This window comes from Nonomuraea fuscirosea (assembly GCF_003001935.1).
Taxonomy (GTDB): Bacteria; Actinomycetota; Actinomycetes; order Streptosporangiales; family Streptosporangiaceae; genus Nonomuraea; species Nonomuraea fuscirosea.
Window position 1 is genome coordinate 152,140 of the sequence record NZ_PVNG01000029.1, and the last position, 18,793, is coordinate 170,932.

The window sequence follows — 18,793 nt, forward strand, 5'->3', positions numbered from 1 at the left end:
TGGTCACGCGCCACCTCGCAATCTGGTCCATCGGGTGTCTCCGGAGGGGTGGGTGAGCGTGGTCAGGGCCCCGGTGCTCACCGCCACGGCGCAGAAGACGGCGGTGATCGCGGCGCCCGTCAGGGCCAGGACGACCGGCTGCGGCAGGCCCGCCAGCGCGGCCCGCGCCGCCCAGCCGGCCGCCGCCGCGACCGTCGCCGACAGCAGCAGCAGGCCGACCGGCCCGGCGGAGTCGCGCAGCGGCAGCGCGACGATCCGGGTACGCACCCGGACGAGCAGCAGCACGGCGGTCACCGTGATCCCGGCCGCGTTGGCGGCGGCGATCCCCGTGACGCCCCACGAGGGCCGGGCCAGCACCGCCATCACGGCCAGCCCCGCCGCCATCGCCACGGCCGGGTACCAGGAGGCGCGCGCGGCGCAGAAGTACGCGCGGCACACGACGCCGACCACCGCCTGACCGAGCAGCCCCAGCACGTACACCCGCATGATCCCCGCGGTGGCCGCGGCGTCGGCCTCGGTGAACGCGCCGTACCGCAGCAGGACGGTGACGACGTCCCGGGCGCAGACCAGCAGCACCGCCGTGGCGAGCAGCACGATCGCGGCGGCGGCGACCAGGTCGGCGAGCAGCGTCCGGCGGGCCGCCGCGCCGTCGCCGGCGGCGATGGCGCGGGCCAGGCGCGGGAAGCTCACCGTCGCCGCGATCAGCGACACGACCATCGCGACCTGGGACAGCTTCTGCCCGTAGTTGAGGTGCGAGATCGAGCCCGCCGGCAGGGACGAGCCGACGTACCGCTCGATGAAGACCTGGCACTGGCGGGCCAGCGTGAACACCGCGACCGGCACGAACACCCCCCACGACAACGCCACCCCGCCGGCGGGCCCGTCGCCGGGAGCTCGGCGGGACCGGCCGAGGCGCAGCGCGAACGCCGGGGCCTGGACGGCCACCATGGCGACGCCGCCCACGGCCACGCCGACCGCCGCCCCGAACGCGCCCTGACCGCTCAGCGCCCATACGCAGCCGACGATCCCCGCGTTGTAGGCGAGGTAGATGGCGGCCGGCGGCGCGAACGTGTGCTGCGCGCGCAGGGCCGCGCTCAGGTAGCCGGCCAGCCCGAACGTCAGGATGGTCATCGAGGTCAGGCGCATGCAGCCGACGGCGAGATCGGCCCGGGGGATGCCGGGGGCGAGCACGCCGACCAGCCACGGCGCGCCCGCCGCGGTCACCGCGCTCAGCGCCGCCAGGGCGAGGCACAGCGCCGGCATCGTGGCCGACACCAGCTTGCGCAGGTCGTCGCCCGCCTCCAGCGCCCGGCTGAACAGGGGGACCAGCACGAACGCCATCGCCCCTTCGATCAGCAGCGGAGCGGCGGTCTCGGGGATCGTCCAGGCGACGAGGAACGCGTCGGTCTCGGCGTCGGCGCCGAAGGTCGTCCCCAGTGTCAGATCCCGGACGAACCCGAGCCCGGATCCGAGCCCGACGAGCACGGCGGTGACGCCGACGGCCTTCGCCGCCCGAGGGGTGGCCGTCGCCGTCATCGCCGACCACCGCCGACGCCGGCATCCACCCGCGCGCCGGAGAACAGGGACGTCTCGCGGCGGGTGACGAGCGACAGGGCCAGGCCCAGCGCCACGGACATGACCAGCGTGGGAGCGCCGCCGATGTCGCCGTAACAGAAGTCGACGAGCTGCCAGGTCAGCAGGCCGGCCGCGACGAGCGAGCGTTCCCGCACCGCCCACCACGCCAGCGACCCCAGGCATCCGGCCAGCGCGGCCAGCCCGAGCAGCCCCTGCTCGCTGAGCGTCAGCAGGTACATGTTGTGCGGCGACAGCAGGGGCCGGCGCTCGAAGCCGTGCACCGGGTCCTCGGTGTCGCTCCCGCTGGACAGCTCGATCGGCGCGTACGTGTCGCGCAACCGCGCGAAGCCGCGCGGACCCGCCCCCGTCACCGGGTGCTCCAGCCAGATGTCCACGGCGGTCCGCCACAGGCTGTACCGATCGCGCAGCGACTGGTCGGGCTGCGACACGGAGGAGGCGACCGAGTCCAGCCGCCGCCCCAGCGGGTCCGCCCCCGTGCCGACGCCGAGCGCCAGCACAATCGCCGCCGCCGTGCCGGCCAGCACCACCCGGGCGGCGAGCACCCGGCTGTGCAGGAAGAGCACGACCAGGCCCGCGGCGGCCAGCGCGAGCCAGGTGCCGCGGCTGAGCGACAGGGCGAGCGGCACGCAGAGCAGCGCCGCCGCGGTCAGGGCGGCGGCGCGGCGCCGGCCCCGCAGGGTCAGCCCGGTCCCCAGCAGCACGATCGCCCCGAAGCTGACCACGCTGGCCATGCCCATCACGTCCGGCGCGCCGAAGGTGCCGACGGCCCGCACCTGCTCGCCCGCGTACGACGCCCCGGTGCCGGTGACCGCCTGGACGCAGCCGACCAGGCCCTGCGTGGCGGCCGCCGCGACCAGGGCCCCGCCCACGATCAGCATGTCCGTACGGTCGCGCACCGCCACCAGCACGGCCAGCGGAATGACCACGAAGACCTGGACGTACCTGGCATAACCCGGCACACCGGCCAGCACGTCGGCGCAGGCCAGCAACGAGACACCGGCCGCCGCCGCGACCGGCGCGAACACCAGGACGCGGGCCGGCAGCCGCTCCGCCGCCGGACGGGACAGCAGGACGGCGACCGCCGCCACCGCCAGCACGAGCGACATCACGTCGGCGGCCGTCGGCCGCACGCCGGAGGACGGCTCCTCGTGGCCGGCGGGCAGGCACGTCAGCAGCACCAGCGCGGCGGCGAGCAGGCTGGGCCGGAGGCGGACGCGCACCGCTAGCTCCCGCTCCGGCGCACCAGGCACCACATCGTCCGCATCATGATCTTGATGTCGGACCGGAGGGACCAGCCGTCCACGTAGAAGTTGTCGAAGCGGGCGCGGTCCTCGATCGAGGTGTCACCCCGCAGCCCGTGGATCTGGGCCCAGCCGGTGAGCCCGACCGGCAGCCGGTGCCGCAGCTCGTAGCCGGGGATCGTGCGGGAGAACTGCTCCACGAAATGAGGGCGTTCCGGACGCGGGCCGACGATGCTCATGCTGCCCTGGAGCACGTTCCACAGCTGCGGCAGCTCGTCGGCCGACGTCCTGCGCAGCGACCTGCCGACGGGGCCGACCCGGTGGTCGTCGGCGATGCTCCACAGCGTCGCCGACTCGTGCGGGTCGGCCGGCCGCATCGTCCTGAGCTTGAGCAGCTCGATCGGCCCGCCCCCGAGCCCCACCCGCTGCTGCCTGAACAGCAGCTTCGGGCCGACCTCCGAGCGCACCATCATGGCGCAGAGCGCGAGGATCGGCGCGGTCAGGACGAGCCCGGTCAGCGCCACCGCGACGTCGAGCACCCGCTTCACCGGCCAGGTGGCCCGCCGCTGCGCCTCCGGACGCATGCGCAGCAGCGGGAAGCTGCGCACGTGCTCCCGCAGCGCGACGAAGTCGACGATCACGTCGCCCGGGTCGGGCGCGAGATACACCTCGCAGCCGAGCGCCCGCGCCGTCCGCGCGAACGACTGCCGGACCGCCCCCGCGATGACCACCGCGCGCACCCCATGGGTCTGCACGATGTCGGTGACGTCGCTCAGCCCGCCGAGTACGGGCACGCACCGGCTCTCTCCCGAGCCCTCGTCCAGGAAGCCCACCGGCAGCAGCCCGTGCTCAGGATGGGTCAGCAGGAGGTCCGCGAGCCGGTGACCGTGCGCGCCCGCGCCGACCACCAGCGTGGGCGCGGACCTGCCGCGCTCGCGCGCCCTGCGGACCGCCAGGCACAGGACGCTCCTGCCGCAGACCGCGAGGAAGGTGAACAGCCCCGCGGACAGCGTGACCTCGACCAGCGACGCCGCACCCCAGAACGCCACCAGGACGCTCACCAGCCCTGATCCCGCCAGCCAGAGGCCGCGATCGAGGCAGGAGGGCACGACCCGCGGCTGGTAGACCCGGCCGGCGCCGTTCAGCGCCAGCACGACGATCCCGGCGACGGCGATCCGGCGCAGGTCCGGTCCGGCGCCGGCCGTGGCGAACGTCATGCACACCGCGTCCACGCCCACCAGGCCGAGCGGCTGGACAGCCCGCCGATGCCCCGCCCTCTGGGCTCCGGCCCGCCAGGCGATCTGGCGGCCGGCCCTGATACTTACAGCCACTGATTCTCCGGAATAGCTAGTTCGACCAGGTCAACGCTTGATCGGTCGGCCCGATCCGCCCGCGGGCCGATGCCCGCGCGCTCGCGCCGGTGCCGCCTTCAGGCGGGCGCGGGACGCTCACGACATGACGCCCAGTCCGAGCGGGCCCGCCCGCTCGGGTAGGAGCGCGGGCAGGTCAGGCCGGTACGGCGTGCCGCGACGACGGCTCGGCGAAGGGCCGGCCGGAGCCGGTCACTCGGTCGGTTCGCCCGCGCAGCCGCTGACGCGGCGGGACGGCCACATCCCCCGGCGACGTCACCAGGGGCGGCGCACGGTGGCGTCACCCGGCTGTGTCGCACGGTGGCGGGCCGGACGGCGGCGGTTCCTCGTGCGGAGACGCCTCGGATCGCGCGGCAGGATGGATCCGCATCACTGCCCGAGACGGCGTCGCCGGCTGGTCCCTCGTGGGTCGTCGCGCCCCGGCCGATGCCGGTACCGATGCCGGTGTGGAAGCCGGCTACACCTCGCGCCGGCCCCCCTGCGCCGGCAGACATCGCTCGTGCCCGTGTGCGAGTGGCCTGGCGGTGGCGTGCACGGCCAGGCCGACAGCCGGGACGAGACCGGTGGCGGTCGGCGCGCGGCCGTCCTCCAGGATGTGATGCAGCACGGGATTCCCTCGGCTCCGAAGAGATGCGTCATCACCGAAATTAGGTTCACGGAGGCGAATGCGTGACGAGCCACCCCGCTTGCCACAATCAAGCTTTCTTGGTTGAGCGCAAGTGAACCTGTGGCCTGGTTCGGGCGTCCCGCGCCGATCAAGGGCTAACTCTGCAGGGGTTCGTCCGGCTTGTCCCGGCGTGAGCGCGCACCGGCGGTCAGCGCGTCACGCTGGGCGGAGCTCAGGCGGTCAGGTCTCGGAGCGACGGCGTACGCGCCGCGCCCGGTCCTCGCCACGGCGAGCGGGTCGGAGAGGGCCGGCCGGCGGCTGATCGCGTCCAGGGCGCCGGCCGCCCGCCGGGCCGGCCAGCCGAGCGCGGCGGCGAGGTCGGCCACGGTGAGAGGGCGGGCGGCGTGCACCAGCGCGGCCAGCACCGTCAGCCCGTCCTGCACGGCGGCGTCGGTGAGGTCGCTGCCGTGCATCTGCTCGTGGATCCAGGCGAAGAACCCCGCCATCCGCCCCAGCCGGGCGCCGGCGGGCGTGCCGGCGCCGAAGATCTCGATCCCGTGCCGCGCGGCCGCCGCCACCTCGCCGTGCGCCCCGGTGTCGGCTTCGAACGCGCGGAGCCAGACGTCGTCGTCGATGACGTACCGCTCCCGGCGGCCGGAGTCGCGGGTGCGCCTGACCAGCTCCATCCCTTCGAGGTAGCCGACCGCCTTGGACACCGACGCGGGGCTGACCTTCAGCCGGCGGACGAGCTCGGCGGAGGTCAGGTTGCCGGCCTCCGCGGTGAGCAGGCAGGAGAACACGCGCGCGGGCATCCGGGGCAGGCCGGTCCCGGCCAGCAGGGCCGCGAACCGTTCCACGAACTCGCGTACGGACGCCTCCTCCCCGGCCGGTGGCTCGCCGTCCTGAGCCGGCCTGCGGCGGCGGGCACGCCGGCCCGCGACCTGCTGGGCGCGGTCGGCGAGGTAGCCACCGGGGGCGCGGTTGCGTGCCACCTCGCGGCTGATCGTGGAGGTGGGCCGGCCGAGGCGCCGGGCGATCTCGGCGTATCCGAGCCCTTCGGCCAGCCAGCTCGCGATCCGCCGGCGATCGTCGTGGGTCAGCCTGCCTCCGGGCATCGACTCATCCTCTGCCGGTTCGGTTCACGGGTGCGTTCACCCACAGTACATTGCAACGATCATCCGGCGTGAATTGCGTTTCCCGTCACTGTTGTTGCAACGATTCCGCGAGAGAAGCCAGTTCAACGCCATATATGGCCGCAGATTAATTGACGAGATCTGAAACGCTACGTAGCCTTCACTCGCCTGGAAAGATTCGCGGCGGACGAAGGAACCCCCTGATGACACAACCGCTGGACGTGCCCCTGATGCGAGCCCGCATCGCGGAGTTGCTGGCCGAATACCGCATCCCGAGCGCCACGATCGGCGTCCTCCAAGACGGGCAGATCACCGATTTCGCGCTCGGCGTCAGGAACGTCGCCACGCGGGAGCCCGCGACCACCGGCACCGTCTACCAGTGCGGCTCCGTGTCGAAGACCTGGACCGCCCTCGCCTTCATGCGACTCGTCGACGAGGGGAAGGTCGCCCTCGACGAGCCCGTGCGGACCTACCTGCCCGGCTTCCGCGTCGCCGACCCCGAGACCACGGCCCGGGTCACGCCCCGCCACCTCCTCAACCACACCAGCGGCATCGAGGAGGGCTACGGAGATCCGGGCGAGGACGACGACGTGTACGAGCGCATGGTGGCGAACATCGCCGACGCGCGGCAGGTCCACCCTCTGGGCCACACGCACGGCTACAGCCCGGCCCTCGGCTACGCGATCCTCGCCCGCATCATGGAGGTGAGCGACGGCAGGCGGTGGGACGACATCATGCGGGACCGCCTGTTCGGCCCGCTGGGGCTGACCTCGACGAGCACCAGGCCCGAGCACGTGGACCAGGACCTGGCCGCGACCGGCTACCTGATCAGGTCCCTCGAAGAGGGGCCCGTCCGCTCACCGCTGACCCACCTGCCGCGCGCCTTCGGCCCCGGCGGCAACATCAGCACGACGGTGGCGGACCTGCTCACGATGGCGCACGTCTTCCTCAACGAGGGCAGGGCGCCGAACGGGACCGCCATCGTCTCCCCGGACGCCATCCGCGAGATGAAGGGGTCACGGGTCCCCGTACCCGACCCGTACACGTTCGGGCCGGAATGGGCGCTCGGTCTCATCGTCTGCGACTGGCACGGCCAGACCGTCTACGCCCACGACGGCAGCGCGGTCAGTCAGAGCGCCCGGCTGCGGATCCTGCCGGAGCCGGGCCTCGCCGTCGCGATGCTGGCGAACGCCGGGCCCCGCGACAGCTTCTACCGCAAGGTGTTCGGCGAGATCCTGTCCGCCCTCGGCGCGGCCACGATCCCCGGCCTGCCGGAGCCGGACCCGGCTCTGGTGCTCGACCTGTCCAGGTACGAGGGCTCCTACGAACGCCCCGGCACCCGCTACGACGTGACGGCGGAAGACGGAAGACTCCACCTGAAACACACCCTGGATCCCATGGAGGCACGACTCCTCGGCAAACCGGACCAGCTCGACCATGAGCTGCTGCCGATCAGCGACACCCATTTCCTCATGCTCTCCGACGACCCCCTGGAAGACCCGCAGACCTTGGCCCTCTACGAGATGGAGAACGGCGCTGCCCGCTACCTCCACCTCAACTGCCGCGTTCATCCGAGAATCGACGAGAAAGGCGCCACCGTGCACGTCATGGCCGTCTCCAGCGTTTCCGACGGCGACGGCTTCTGGGAATCCGTCAAAATGGCGCACGGCCGGCTTCCCCAAGGCGCCCGATGGACGATGGCCGTGGCGAGCACCGACGGCACCAAGGCGGTGAACGTCATCGTCCACGACTCGATCGACGCCGTCAGGCGTTTCTTCGAGGACCACGCCGGCCCCTACGCGACCACGGAATACTTCGAGGCCGACGCGCCCAACGCGGTCGGGCTGCCGACGGCGTGAATGCCGGGGGCCCGTACGCCTACGGGCTCCCGGCACGAACAGACCGGTCAGGACATCGTCTCCAGCTCGGCCCGCGTCACTTTGATGGTGTTCTCCGGCAGCGGCGCCGGATTGTTCGAGGCGTCCAGCGGATATTTGGCCTGCACGGGATTGAGCAGTGCCGCCGGAGAGTCGGGGAAGGTCTCCAGGAACAGGACGTAACCGCTGTCCTGCTTCAGCCCGCTGGTGTGCTCCTCCTCATAGGTGACGCCGTCGAAGACTCCGCCGAGCTCCTTGACCTCGATGGTCTGACCCACCTCGGCCTCGCCCTTGAACACCTTCAGCACCTGGGCGGTGGAGACGGTGATGACCGTGGGCGGCGGCTCGGGCTGATCGGCGGCCACCTCGGCGGGAGCCCCGGCCTCGGGGTTGAGCTGCGGGTCCGTCGTCGTGGGGTCGGGCGCCGTCACCTCCTGCAGGTAACGCGGCGCTCCGACGATCCGGGCCTCGACGACCAGGCTCGCCTTGTCGAAGAGCGCGCCGGCGCTCTCGTACTGGGGATAGTCGGCACGGTAGAGCACGGGTTCGTCGTGGGACGAGCACGCGGTCACGAAGAGCGCGGTCAGGACGAGCGCGCCGAGACGTCGTAGCACCGGACGGCCTCCTTTAGTAATAGGCGTTGACGTCGCTGACATCGTGCGGCTGGGGTTTCGTCATCGAGTTGCGGTTGCGGCTCGTGTTCATGATCGACGTGCCCGAGTTGTGCGCGAGGTTCAGCGCGTGCCCGAACTCGTGGACGAGCGTGCTGGTGACGAAGTTGGCGAAGTTCGAGGCGTCCCGGTTGATGGTGCGGGAATTCAGCTTGATGTACATGCACATGCCGCCGCACCGCTGGTAGAGCCCGTACCAGGTGTTGCTGTACGACTTCGCCGTGATGGTGGAGCCCGAATTCGAGTTCTTGTAGAAGTTGGCCGGGCTGGACGTGGCGTTCCAATTGGACAGCGCCTTGTTCATCGGCGTCTGCCACGCGCTGTTGTAACTGTAGGGGCGGAGATGAATGCTGGCGATGTCCTGGCCGGTTCCGTTCCAGTGGGCGAACGCCGGATTGGCGTTCGTCGTCAGTATCAACCCCAGCACGGCGGCGGTGGCGAGCCCCCGTCGTGCGGTGCGTCCCAGCGCTTTCGAAGGCATGTCGAAAGGTCACTCCCTGCGTGTCCGAGAATGCTGCGCCTGAATGCGGGAGACCGAGTCTGATAAACCCGGGAAAAGGTAAGGCCCAACGGGCGGGGAGAGAAAGGAAAAAGCTTTTCGAAGAGCTTGGAAGGGAGTATGCGAGCCTGCATGATCACGTGTCAAGAAGACCGTGAGCTAAACGATCGCCAGGCCCGCCGGCGGTCGCGCGACGCCGGACGGCAACCGGCCGGAGTGGTCGCGCGACGCGGAGAAGCCGGCGAGCCGGCCGGGGTGGTCGCGGAAGCCGGACCGGGAGCGGTCAGCTCGCGCGGACGCGGAGTCCTTCCAGCATGACGGTGAGGAAGCGGCGGCCCGCCGCCGCGCGGTCCTCGGCGCACGCGGCGGGGTGCACGGACGCCGCGTACACCACCCCGCACATCAGCGGCACCACATGATCCTGCGTCACGCCGGGATCGACGGCGCCCGCCGCGCGCGCCCGGTCCAGGATCCGCCCGGACAGGTCGGCCAGCCGTCGCTTCAGCTCGGCCGTGTGCGGCAGGACGTTCACGGGCGCGGCGAACACCGGGGAGAGCGAGGCGTCGGCGAGCAGCGCGTCGACGGAGGCGTACAGGAAGTCGCGCAGCCCCGCGTAGGGGTCGTCGCCGGCCAGCGCCCGTTCGGCCTGCCCGAGCAGCGCCTCGAAGCCGGGGATGGCGACGGTCTCGACCAGCGCCTCCGGGGTGGGGAAGTGGCGGTAGACGGTGGCCACCCCGACCGAGGCGGCCCGCGCGACGTCGTTGAGCTGGATCGGCGTCCCCTCGTCCACGAACCGGCGGCCCACCTCGACGATGCGGTGCCAGTTGCGGGCGGCGTCCTTGCGCAGCGGGGCGGTGGTCATGGTCACCAGCATAACCGGATGACTCATCCGCTTGTGTTACGGTGAAACGGATATGTCATCCGCTTCTTCGGAAGCGACCACTGCCGACGCTTCTGGAGACTCCTGTGCCCTTCACCGTGACCGACGTTCCCCATCTGCCCGACGGCTTCACCGGCACCTTCACCAGCCGGACCGCCGAGGTCGACGGGCTGACCCTGCACGCGGTGACCGGCGGGCGCGGCCCGGCGTTGCTGCTGCTGCCCGCCTGGCCGCAGTTCTGGTACGGCTGGCGGCTGGTGATGCCGGCCCTCGCCGAGCACTTCACGGTCGTCGCGGCCGACGTGCGCGGCGTCGGCGCCAGCGACAAGCCCGCCACCGGCTACGACCCGGTGACGCTGGCCGCCGACATGGCCGGGCTGATGACCGCCCTCGGGCATGAGCGCTTCGCCGTCGCCGGCCATGACCTGGGCATGATCGTCGGGTACGCGCTCGCCGCCGGCCACCGTGACCGGGTCACCCGGCTCGCCGTGGCGGAGGCCATCCTCCCGGGCCTGTCGCCGATGCCGCCGCTACTCATGGAGCCCGCCCTCAACGAGTACCTCTGGCACTTCGTCTTCAACCGGCTGCGGGACATCAACGAGCGGATGGTGGCCGGACGGGAGGAGATCTACTTCGGCCACCAGTTCGCCTCGAAGGCGGCCACGCCGGACGCGATCCCGCCGCACGCGGTGGACGTCTACGTCGACGCGCTGCGCGACCCCGCGGCGCTGCGCGCCAGCTTCGCCTTCTACCGGGCGGAGGAGTCGGTGGCGCAGATCGCCGACCTGGCGCGTACACCGCTGACCATCCCCGTGCTGGCCGCCGCGGGGGAGCGCGGCTCGGGCGCCGCGGTCGAGCAGGTCATGCGGAAGGTCGCGGACGACGTGACCGGCGCGCTGGCGCCGGACGCGGGTCACTTCCTGCCGGAAGAGGCGCCCCGGTGGACCGCCCGCACCCTCATCGGCTTCTTCGGCTGACCGCCCGCACGACACGACAGGAAAGGCAGGACCGGATGACCCGGCACACCATCGAGGCGGGCGGCAGGCCGCGCACCTACACCGTGGTCGGACCGCGGGACGGCGCGGACGCACGCGCCCTCTACCTGATCTTCCACGGGTCCCGGCAGACGGGGGCCAAGCACCGGGCGTTCACCGGCGGCGCCTTCGACGCGCCGGCGGAGCGCGGCTCGGCGGTGGTCGTCTATCCCGACGGCCACAAGGGGAACTGGAACGACGCCCGCCGCTCCAGCGCGTTCCCGGCCAGGCTGGAGAACGTGGACGACGTCGCGTTCACCCGGGCGCTGATCGGCGAGCTGACCGTCAGCCACCGGATCGACCCGGGGCGGGTCTTCGCGGTGGGCTACTCCAACGGCGGGCAGATGGTGATGCGGCTGGCCCACGAGGCGCCGGAGCTGATCGCGGGAGCGGCGGTGATCGCGGCCACCATGCCCGCGCCGGAGGACTTCCTGCTGGCCGGCGCGCCGCCCGTGCCGATGCCGGTGCTGCTGGTCCACGGCACGAAGGACCCGATCATCCGGTACGAGGGCGGCCGGCCGAGCTGGTGGGTGCGGACCGTGTTCAAGGTCGGCGGGCAGAGCCTGTCGATGCCGCGGACCGCGGCCTACTTCGCCGCCCGCAACGGCATCACCGCCGAACCCGTCAGCACGACGCTGCCGCACCGGCCCGGCTCCACTGGCCGGACGACGGTCGAACGCACCGAGCACCGGCAGGAGGGGCGGCCGCCGGTGGTGCTCTACACGGTGCACGGCGGCGGCCACACCATCCCCGGCCCCGCCAAGGGGCCCGCCGTGATCGGCAGGACCAACCAGGACGTGAGCACCGCCGACCTGGTCGCTGGCTTCTTCGAGGACGTCAGGAGACGGCCGGAACCGGTCAGGAACCGGGCCGCAGATTCCGCCGGGCCCACTCCTCGAACGTCGTAAGAGGCAGTCCGAGGGCCCGCGCGTACTCCGGACGAGCGGGCTGACTGCGGTGGTTGGCGTTCGCCTGCCCGAAGCCCATGTCGGGCATCCCCGCCGCGACCGCCTCCTCCGGGGTCATGTCGGGCGCGGTCAGCTCGACGCCCAGGTGGCGGGAGAGGATCTCGGCGATGGCCGTCATCGACTGGATGTCGCCGGCCAGCTCCAATTCGACCCGGTCGAACCGCTCGGGCTCGGTGATGGCCGTGGCCGCCGCCACGCCGATGTCGTGCACGGCGATGAGACGGAGCTCGGTGGTGGGCTTCAGCAGGGTCACCAGCCCGTTCTCGACCCCTCGGGGGAACAGGATCCGCACGGAGGGGCGGATGTTCTCCATGAAGAAGGCCGGCTTGAGGATCGTCCAGCGCTCGAAGCCCGCCTCCCGCACCCGGTCCTGGATGCCGGCCTTCGCGGTGTAGTAGGGCTCCATCCAGGCCCAGTCGTCCTTGACCCAGCTGGTGTGCTGGCCGGCTCCGGAGACGGAGGTGTGCACGAAGTGCGGCACGCCGGCGGCCCGCGCCGCCTCGATCAGGTTGACGGCCTGCTCCACCTCGCCTTCGAAGGCGCGCCCGTTCATGTCGGGCATCTGGACGGAGAAGACGGCGCGAGCTCCCTCGGCCGCCTTCTTGAGCGAGTCGCGGTCGTCGAGGTCGCCTCGCACCAGTTCGGCGCCGAGCGCCTCGACGGCCTTCGCCCGGTCGCCGGCGGGGTCGCGGACCAGCGCCCGTACGGGGACGCCGGCCGCGAGCAGGGCGCGGGCGGTGGCGCCGCCTTGCAGGCCGGTGCTGCCGATGACCAGGGCGGGTGCGGATTGTGCGGACATGGTTCTCCTCCGGGAAACGAAACGGCGGGGCCCGCCGTTTACGGATTGGTACGATACGGAGGCCCCCGCCAGTTAGCAAGTTCGGAGATGACGCCATGACCGTCAGGCGTGCGGACGCCCAGCGCAACTACGCGCGCATCCTCGCCGTGGCCGAGGCCGAGGTGGCCGCGCACGGCGCGGAAGCCTCCCTGGAACAGATCGCCCGCGTCGCGGGAGTCGGCTCGGCCACCGTGCGGCGGCACTTCCCCGGCCGGCGGGCGATGTTGCAGGCGGTCTTCCACGAACGGGTCGAGGCGCTGTGCGCCCGCGCCGGGGAGCTGGAGGGGGCGGCCGACGCGCGGGCGGCGTTGCTGGAGTGGCTGGGCGCGCTCACCACGTACGCCGCCTCCGCGCGGGGGATGGCCGACGTGCTGGTCCCCGACGGCCAGGCCGGGGCCGATCACGCGAACGCCTGCGCGGCCCAGATCGGCGGAGCGGTCGAGCCGCTGGTGCGCAACGCGGCGAAGGCCGGCGCGGTGGGGCAGGACGTGACGGTCGCCGACCTCGTCGCGCTGGTCACGGGCATCGCGCTGGCCACGGAGCGCCACCCCGACCCGGTCGCCGAGGCGCACCGGCTGCTCGCCCTGGCCGTCCAGGGGATCAGCCCCCGCCTTCCCGGGAACGACGACGGGACGGCGGCGGACCAGGTCCGCCACCGCCCCGCTCAGGAGGTGCGTTAGCCGCCGTTACGCTGCCGGGCTGCCGCTCGGCGCCGGCGCGGTGCGGCGCAGGTGGGCGGGCTCGGAGATGAAGCGGGTGCCGAGCGCCGACAGCAGGCACAGCAGCCCCGACACCACCACGATGGGCCAGAGCTGCCCGCCGGACCAGTCGTCCAGCCAGGCCGCCACGAAGGGGATGCAGCCGCCGACCACGGCGCCGGTGATCTCCCGGGTGAAGGTGACGCCGGTGTAGCGGTGCCGTACGTCGAACAGCTCCGACATCATCGTGGCCTGCGAGGCGAGCGTCAGGTCGTTGCAGAGCGTGAAGATCATCACGAAGGCGGCCCAGATCACCACGGGCGTGCCGGTGTCGAGCATGAAGAAGAACGGGTAAAACAGCACCGCCGCCGAGACCGAGCCGGCCACCATCACCGGGCGGCGCCCGTACCGGTCGCACAGCAGGCCCGCGATCGGCACGGTGACCAGCTTGACCAGGTTGGCGATCACCACGGCGGTCAGGCCGATCCACGACGGGGCGTGCACGTGCGTGGTCAGGTACGTCAGCGCGTAGACGGACGGCAGATAGCTGATCACGTTCGGCGCGACGCTGATGAGCATGCCCGGCACGATCTTGCGGCCGGAGGTGGCGAACAGCGCCCGCAGCGGAGCCGGCGCGTGGCCGCCGCTGTCCTTGGCCTCGCGGAACTCGGGGGTGTCGGAGACCTTCAGCCGCACGATCACGCCGCCCACACCGACCAGGACGCTGAGCAGGAACGGGATGCGCCAGCCGTACGCGATGAAGTCCTCGTGCGACATGAGCGCGGAGACGAGGAAGAAGACGCCGGTCGCGACCAGTGAGCCGACCGCGTTGCCGAGGGTCGGCGCGCTGGCGTTCAGCCCGCGCGACCTGGTCTCGGCGTGCTCGGCCGACATCAGCATGGCTCCGGCGTACTCGCCGCCCGCGCCGAGTCCCTGCACGACCCGCAGCGCAACGAGCATGATCGGCGCGGCCGGGCCGATGGCGGCGTAGGAGGGCAGCAGGCCGATCAGCGTGGACGCCGCCGCCATGAGGAGCAGGGTGACGAACAACATCGTCCTGCGGCCGACGCGGTCGCCGAGCACGCCGATGACGATGCCGCCGACCGGCCGGGCGAAGAACCCGACGGCGAAGGTGGCGAGCGAGGACAGGGTCGCCGCCACCGGGTCCCCGGACGGGAAGAACACCAGGGGCAGGACCAGCGCCGCGGCGGTGCCGTACAGCGAGAAGTCGTACCACTCGAGCGCGGTGCCCACGGTGGAGGCGATCGTGGCCCGGCTGACCCGCAGCGTCATCGTTCAACTCCCTCATCACAACGTGCCGATTGCCTCATTACCAATCGGACCATTAACGTTAATGTGGGCGTTACACTACGAGTGTCCTGTTCAACAGGTCAAGAGTTCCGTCGATCCCGCTGTTCACGTGAACGTTAATGAGAGAGGACCACGCATGGAACGCGCAGCGCCGGTCATCGACGCCGGCCTGTCGAAGTACGACCCGCTCGGCCGGATCCTCTGCTTCGACCGCTTCGACTCCACCACCCACGGCTGGACCGAGCTGATCGGCAACTACGACGGCAGCGGTGACCTCGGCACGGTCGACGAGCATATGCGCGACTTCCGGCCGCCGCAGCTGTCCAACTGCTCGTTCTTCGACGTCGGCACGCACGGCACGCTGAGCGGCAAGTACGCGCTGAAGCTGGCCACCCGCCCGCACAGGGGTCACACGGCCACCGGCATCCGCCGGCTCACCATGGCCGGGCGGGGCCGCGTGCGCATCGAGACGTACTTCGCGTTCAAGGCCGAGGCGACCGTCGGCCACGAGCTGCCCGCCAGCGTGGCCTGGGACGGCAACCGGCACCCCTCGGAGTCGCAGTTCGGGGCGTTCACCGTGGCCACCGACATCTGCGCCGACAACGGCGTGCGCTACCACAACGTGATCCGCTACCAGAACACGAACCTGGCGGGCGAGATGACCCAGCGGTGGATGTATCCGGTGGTGCCCGAGCCGACGCCGCGCGACCACCAGGAGGGCAAGTTCGCGCTGCCGTACGCGGCCGACTTCACCGCCCCCGACCCGGACGACTGGCGCACCTTCGACGAGCCCCTCGAACTGTGCGTCAACGAGGTGCCCACCAAGATCAACTGGCACTACCTGCGCTGGGACATCGACACTCGCACCCGTAAGAACGTGGAGCTGCGCCTCAACGACCGGGTCATGGACATGAGCGACGTCCCCGTGCCGGTCTACCCCGACCGCTACAGCACCCTGGACAACCTGCTCAACTTCTACTTCTCCGTCCGGACCCACGCCGGCATCCGCAACTTCCTCTTCCTCGACTCCGTGCTCATCTCGGTGGATTGGTGACGACGATGCGATCGACCATGACCGCGGTCCTCGAACGCTCCGCGCTCGTGCGCGACGAGCTCGCCACCGAGCCGTACGAGCTCCCGTGGGCCGGCGAGGCGCGCTTCTTCGTCCAGGCGCACGAGCTGACCGGCACGCTGGAGCTGACCACGGAGATCTCGCCGGACGGCCTGACCTGGTGCCCGGCCGACACGCCGCCGGTCCGCGTGGAGACGCCCGGGATGACGAGCTGGCTCGTCACCGGCTTCGGCCAGTGGCTGCGGGTGCGCTGCCGGGTTTCCGGTGACGACGCCCCTGCTGCCAGACTGCGGATCTACTTGGTGGGCAAGAGCTGAGCCGGAGGATGACGGGATGGCACGTTCGCAACGGGTGACGCTACGCGATGTGGCCGACCGGCTGGGCCTGTCGGCGAACACCGTCTCGCGTGCGCTGGCCGGGAAAGACCAGGTCAGCGAGGCCACCAGGGCGCTGGTCAGCGCCGAGGCCAAGCGGCTCGGGTACGTCCCCAACAGTCACGCCCGCTCGCTGGTGTCCGGCCGGACCATGGTCGTCGGCCTGGTCATCACCAACCCGTCCAACCCCTTCTACGCCGCGCTGATCTCGGCCGTCGAACGGGAGTGCCGCGCGGCCGGCTACTCCGTGCTGCTCCTCGTCACCGAGGACTCGGCCGAGAACGAGGAACGCGCGGTCCAGCAGCTCCTGCGCTTCGGCGTGGACGGCGTGCTGGGCGTCGCCACCGAGCTCAGCAGCGACGTGTGGGACGGCCTGAGCGAGGCCGGCATCCCGGTCGTGCAGCTCAGCCGCGACATCCCGGGCCGCGGCCTGGACTTCGTCGGCATCGACGCGGAGTCGGCCATCGCCGACGCGGTGGTCCGGTCGGCCGGTCCCGGCGTCCGGCGGATCTGGCTGCTGGAGGAGGACCTGCGCATCAGCACGGTCGCGGCCAGGATCGCGGGCTTCCGGCGCGCCCTCGACCGGCTGGGCATCGCCCGCGAGCAGGCGCTCGTGCTCAAGGTGCCCACCCACAGGACGAGCGGGGCCACCCAGCCGTGGCGGCCCGACGACGCGTACGCGCTGGCGGCCAACCTGATCACCCGGGACAACCATCCCGACCTGCTGATCACGGCGAACGACTACTTCGCGCTCGGCGCCTACCGGGCCATCAGGGAGTGCGGCCTGACGGTGCCCGACGACGTGCGCGTGCTCGGGTACGGCGACCACCCGTTCGCGGCCTACATCCAGCCGCCCCTGACCACGATCAGGCTGCCGGCCGACGAGGCGGGCACGGCCGCGGTCGATCTGCTGCTGCGCCGGATCGCCGAGCCGGATCGTCCCCGTACCAGCACCCGCCTACCGGCCGAGCTCATCGAACGCCGGTCGACCGGCTGATCGGACGCCGGTGGACGGGCTGGTCGGACGCCGATCGGCGGGCTGACCGGCCCGGCGGCGCCGGTCCGGCGAAAATTTACAGCGATGTCTATACACTGAAAATTTTTTGAGCAGAAAGAGCAAAAGTCAGAACCGGCGGGTGTTCGCGGCGATGATTCGATCATCGAGCGAAAATCGTGGATCATGCCCGGGTGTCCGTTTCCCGGGCATAACCCCAGCTCAGGACGCCCGGACGGCGGCTCGTCCGCCGGACGTCGAGCCCGTCATGCCGGCGGAAGGGGCCGGCCGCACCGCAGAGATCGCCTCCTCATCCAGCGTGACCCACCGGGTCCGCGCGCCCTCGTTGACCGGCTGAGCACCGCACAGCCCGCTCGGCCGGCCGCCCCGCACACCCCCTGGAGGAGCTAGATGGATCAGCCGAGTGAGTTAGAGCTGCCGGACCCCCGATGGAACGGCCTTCGGCAATCCCCTCAGGAACCGGACCATCCGGACGCGTCCTGGAATCGCTTCGCGAGAGACGAGGCCAAGCCGGAATCGCGCTGGCCACGCAGACTCGCTCCCGTCCTCGCGGTCGTCCTGATGGTGGAGATGGCCTACGCCATGCCCGCCTACGCGGCGCCGCGCTCGGCGCCGGCCACGTAGAAGGAGGCCCCGGTGACGGGCGGGAAGGTCCCCGTCAAGCCGCCGATGGCCGATCCCGCCGCCCAGCAGGCGTGGAAGGCGCCACCGGAAGTCAGCTGGCCCAGAGCGCAGAAGGCGGAGCTCGGCGGCTCCGCCGCCGCCACCCTGGCGGCCGGTTTCCCGGTGCAGCTGGCGCGGAGCAGCGCCAAGACGGCCCAGGCGGCGACCCCCATCGGCGTCGAACTGCTCGACAGCGACCTGCTCGGCCTGGCCATGCGGATCACCCCGGGCCAGGGCGTGGCGGCCACGGCCGCGGCCAAGCCGGTCAAGACGCAGGTGGAGGTGGACTACTCCGGCTTCCGTCACGCCTACGGCGGTGACTACGGCTCCCGGCTCCGGCTGGTCAAACTGGAGGAGTGCGCGCTCACCGGCGCGCCCGGCTGCGCCGCGCCCGAGCCGGTGAAGAGCGAGAACAACGCCAAGACCGGCACGGTGAGCGCCGAGGTCCAGACCGGCGGCCTGTACGCGCTGACCGCGGCGGCCTCGGGCCCGTCCGGCGACCACGCCGCCACCTCCCTGTCGGCCTCGTCCGACTGGAGCGTCGGCACCCAGTCGGGTGACTTCACCTGGGGCTACGAGATGCGCACGCCCCCGTCCCTGGGCGGCGAGGAGCCGGGGGTGTCGCTCGGCTACTCCTCGCAGAGCGTGGACGGCCGCACCGCCTCCACCAACAACCAGGCGTCCTGGGCGGGCGAGGGCTTCGAGCTCAACCCCAGCGGCTACATCGAGCGCCGCTACAAGTCGTGCATGATCGACGGCAAGAAGACCGGCGACCTGTGCTGGGACCAGGACAACGCCACCATGTCGCTGGGCGACTCGTCGGTCGAGCTGGTCAAGGACGCCACCACCAAGCAGTGGCGGCCGAAGCGGGACGACGGCACCAGGATCGAGCTGCTGACCGGTGCCACGAACGGCGACAACAACGGCGAGTACTGGCGGGTCACCA

Annotated in this window: 17 protein-coding genes and 1 pseudogene; 8 read left to right on the plus strand and 10 right to left on the minus strand. The window is 71.7% G+C overall.

What is annotated here, in order from left to right; translation table 11 throughout:
- Positions 1–3: 3 nt before the first annotated feature.
- From murJ to B0I32_RS48415, 5 genes are all read right to left on the minus strand, one after another.
- A complete protein-coding gene (murJ, locus tag B0I32_RS48400; RefSeq protein WP_181308609.1) occupies positions 4–1,536 on the minus strand; it encodes a murein biosynthesis integral membrane protein MurJ in 1,533 nt (510 codons plus the stop codon).
- Positions 1,533–2,816, minus strand: a complete 1,284-nt coding sequence (locus tag B0I32_RS48405) for an O-antigen ligase family protein (RefSeq protein WP_106251304.1) — start codon at positions 2,814–2,816, stop codon at positions 1,533–1,535. Before B0I32_RS48405 ends, murJ begins: the two co-directional genes overlap by 4 nt.
- Before the next feature lie 2 nt (positions 2,817–2,818).
- Positions 2,819–4,168 (minus strand): sugar transferase, encoded by a 1,350-nt coding sequence (locus tag B0I32_RS48410; RefSeq protein WP_146178580.1) that lies wholly within the window; start codon positions 4,166–4,168, stop codon positions 2,819–2,821.
- 496 nt (positions 4,169–4,664) lie between these two features.
- Positions 4,665–4,814, minus strand: coding sequence for a hypothetical protein (locus tag B0I32_RS58405; protein WP_181308611.1), 150 nt, complete (start codon positions 4,812–4,814; stop codon positions 4,665–4,667).
- 155 nt (positions 4,815–4,969) lie between these two features.
- Positions 4,970–5,929 (minus strand): helix-turn-helix domain-containing protein, encoded by a 960-nt coding sequence (locus B0I32_RS48415; RefSeq protein ID WP_106251321.1) that lies wholly within the window; start codon positions 5,927–5,929, stop codon positions 4,970–4,972.
- 221 nt (positions 5,930–6,150) lie between these two features.
- Between B0I32_RS48415 and B0I32_RS48420 the strand changes: the two genes are divergently transcribed.
- Positions 6,151–7,806, plus strand: coding sequence for a serine hydrolase (locus tag B0I32_RS48420; protein ID WP_106251322.1), 1,656 nt, complete (start codon positions 6,151–6,153; stop codon positions 7,804–7,806).
- 47 nt (positions 7,807–7,853) lie between these two features.
- Here B0I32_RS48420 and B0I32_RS48425 read toward each other — a convergent pair whose 3' ends face one another.
- The 3 genes from B0I32_RS48425 to B0I32_RS48435 all read right to left on the minus strand — a co-directional run bounded on the left by B0I32_RS48425 (position 7,854) and on the right by B0I32_RS48435 (position 9,856).
- On the minus strand, positions 7,854–8,438 hold the full coding sequence (locus B0I32_RS48425; protein WP_106251324.1) for a hypothetical protein: 585 nt from the start codon (positions 8,436–8,438) through the stop codon (positions 7,854–7,856).
- A 13-nt stretch (positions 8,439–8,451) separates the two neighbouring features.
- Positions 8,452–8,976 carry a zinc metalloprotease gene (locus tag B0I32_RS48430; RefSeq protein ID WP_106251325.1) on the minus strand — a complete coding sequence of 175 codons (525 nt, stop codon included), beginning with the start codon at positions 8,974–8,976 and terminating at the stop codon, positions 8,452–8,454.
- A gap of 301 nt (positions 8,977–9,277) precedes the next feature.
- Positions 9,278–9,856, minus strand: a complete 579-nt coding sequence (locus tag B0I32_RS48435) for a TetR/AcrR family transcriptional regulator (RefSeq protein WP_106251362.1) — start codon at positions 9,854–9,856, stop codon at positions 9,278–9,280.
- A 104-nt stretch (positions 9,857–9,960) separates the two neighbouring features.
- Between B0I32_RS48435 and B0I32_RS48440 the strand changes: the two genes are divergently transcribed.
- A complete protein-coding gene (locus tag B0I32_RS48440) occupies positions 9,961–10,851 on the plus strand; it encodes an alpha/beta fold hydrolase (protein ID WP_106251327.1) in 891 nt (296 codons plus the stop codon).
- Between the two features lie 35 nt (positions 10,852–10,886).
- A complete protein-coding gene (locus B0I32_RS48445) occupies positions 10,887–11,816 on the plus strand; it encodes a CE1 family esterase (RefSeq protein WP_146178581.1) in 930 nt (309 codons plus the stop codon).
- Here B0I32_RS48445 and B0I32_RS48450 read toward each other — a convergent pair.
- On the minus strand, positions 11,767–12,675 hold the full coding sequence (locus B0I32_RS48450; RefSeq protein WP_106251328.1) for an NmrA/HSCARG family protein: 909 nt from the start codon (positions 12,673–12,675) through the stop codon (positions 11,767–11,769). The genes B0I32_RS48445 and B0I32_RS48450 overlap by 50 nt on opposite strands.
- 95 nt (positions 12,676–12,770) lie before the next feature.
- Here B0I32_RS48450 and B0I32_RS48455 point away from each other — a divergent pair, with 95 nt between their 5' ends.
- A complete protein-coding gene (locus tag B0I32_RS48455) occupies positions 12,771–13,394 on the plus strand; it encodes a TetR/AcrR family transcriptional regulator (protein WP_106251330.1) in 624 nt (207 codons plus the stop codon).
- Between the two features lie 6 nt (positions 13,395–13,400).
- Here B0I32_RS48455 and B0I32_RS48460 read toward each other — a convergent pair whose 3' ends face one another.
- On the minus strand, positions 13,401–14,705 hold the full coding sequence (locus B0I32_RS48460; RefSeq protein ID WP_106251332.1) for an MFS transporter: 1,305 nt from the start codon (positions 14,703–14,705) through the stop codon (positions 13,401–13,403).
- 154 nt (positions 14,706–14,859) lie between these two features.
- Between B0I32_RS48460 and B0I32_RS48465 the strand changes: the two genes are divergently transcribed.
- The 4 genes and pseudogenes from B0I32_RS48465 to B0I32_RS48485 all read left to right on the plus strand — a co-directional run.
- The gene (locus tag B0I32_RS48465; protein WP_106251334.1) at positions 14,860–15,777 is read left to right on the plus strand and encodes a DUF6772 family protein; all 918 of its coding nucleotides are present in this window, start codon (positions 14,860–14,862) and stop codon (positions 15,775–15,777) included.
- Between the two features lie 5 nt (positions 15,778–15,782).
- The gene (locus B0I32_RS48470; protein ID WP_106251365.1) at positions 15,783–16,112 is read left to right on the plus strand and encodes a hypothetical protein; all 330 of its coding nucleotides are present in this window, start codon (positions 15,783–15,785) and stop codon (positions 16,110–16,112) included.
- A 16-nt stretch (positions 16,113–16,128) separates the two neighbouring features.
- Positions 16,129–17,166 (plus strand): LacI family DNA-binding transcriptional regulator, encoded by a 1,038-nt coding sequence (locus tag B0I32_RS48475; RefSeq protein ID WP_106251335.1) that lies wholly within the window; start codon positions 16,129–16,131, stop codon positions 17,164–17,166.
- 654 nt (positions 17,167–17,820) lie between these two features.
- Positions 17,821–18,793: pseudogene (locus B0I32_RS48485) on the plus strand (type IV secretion protein Rhs); the annotation flags it as partial.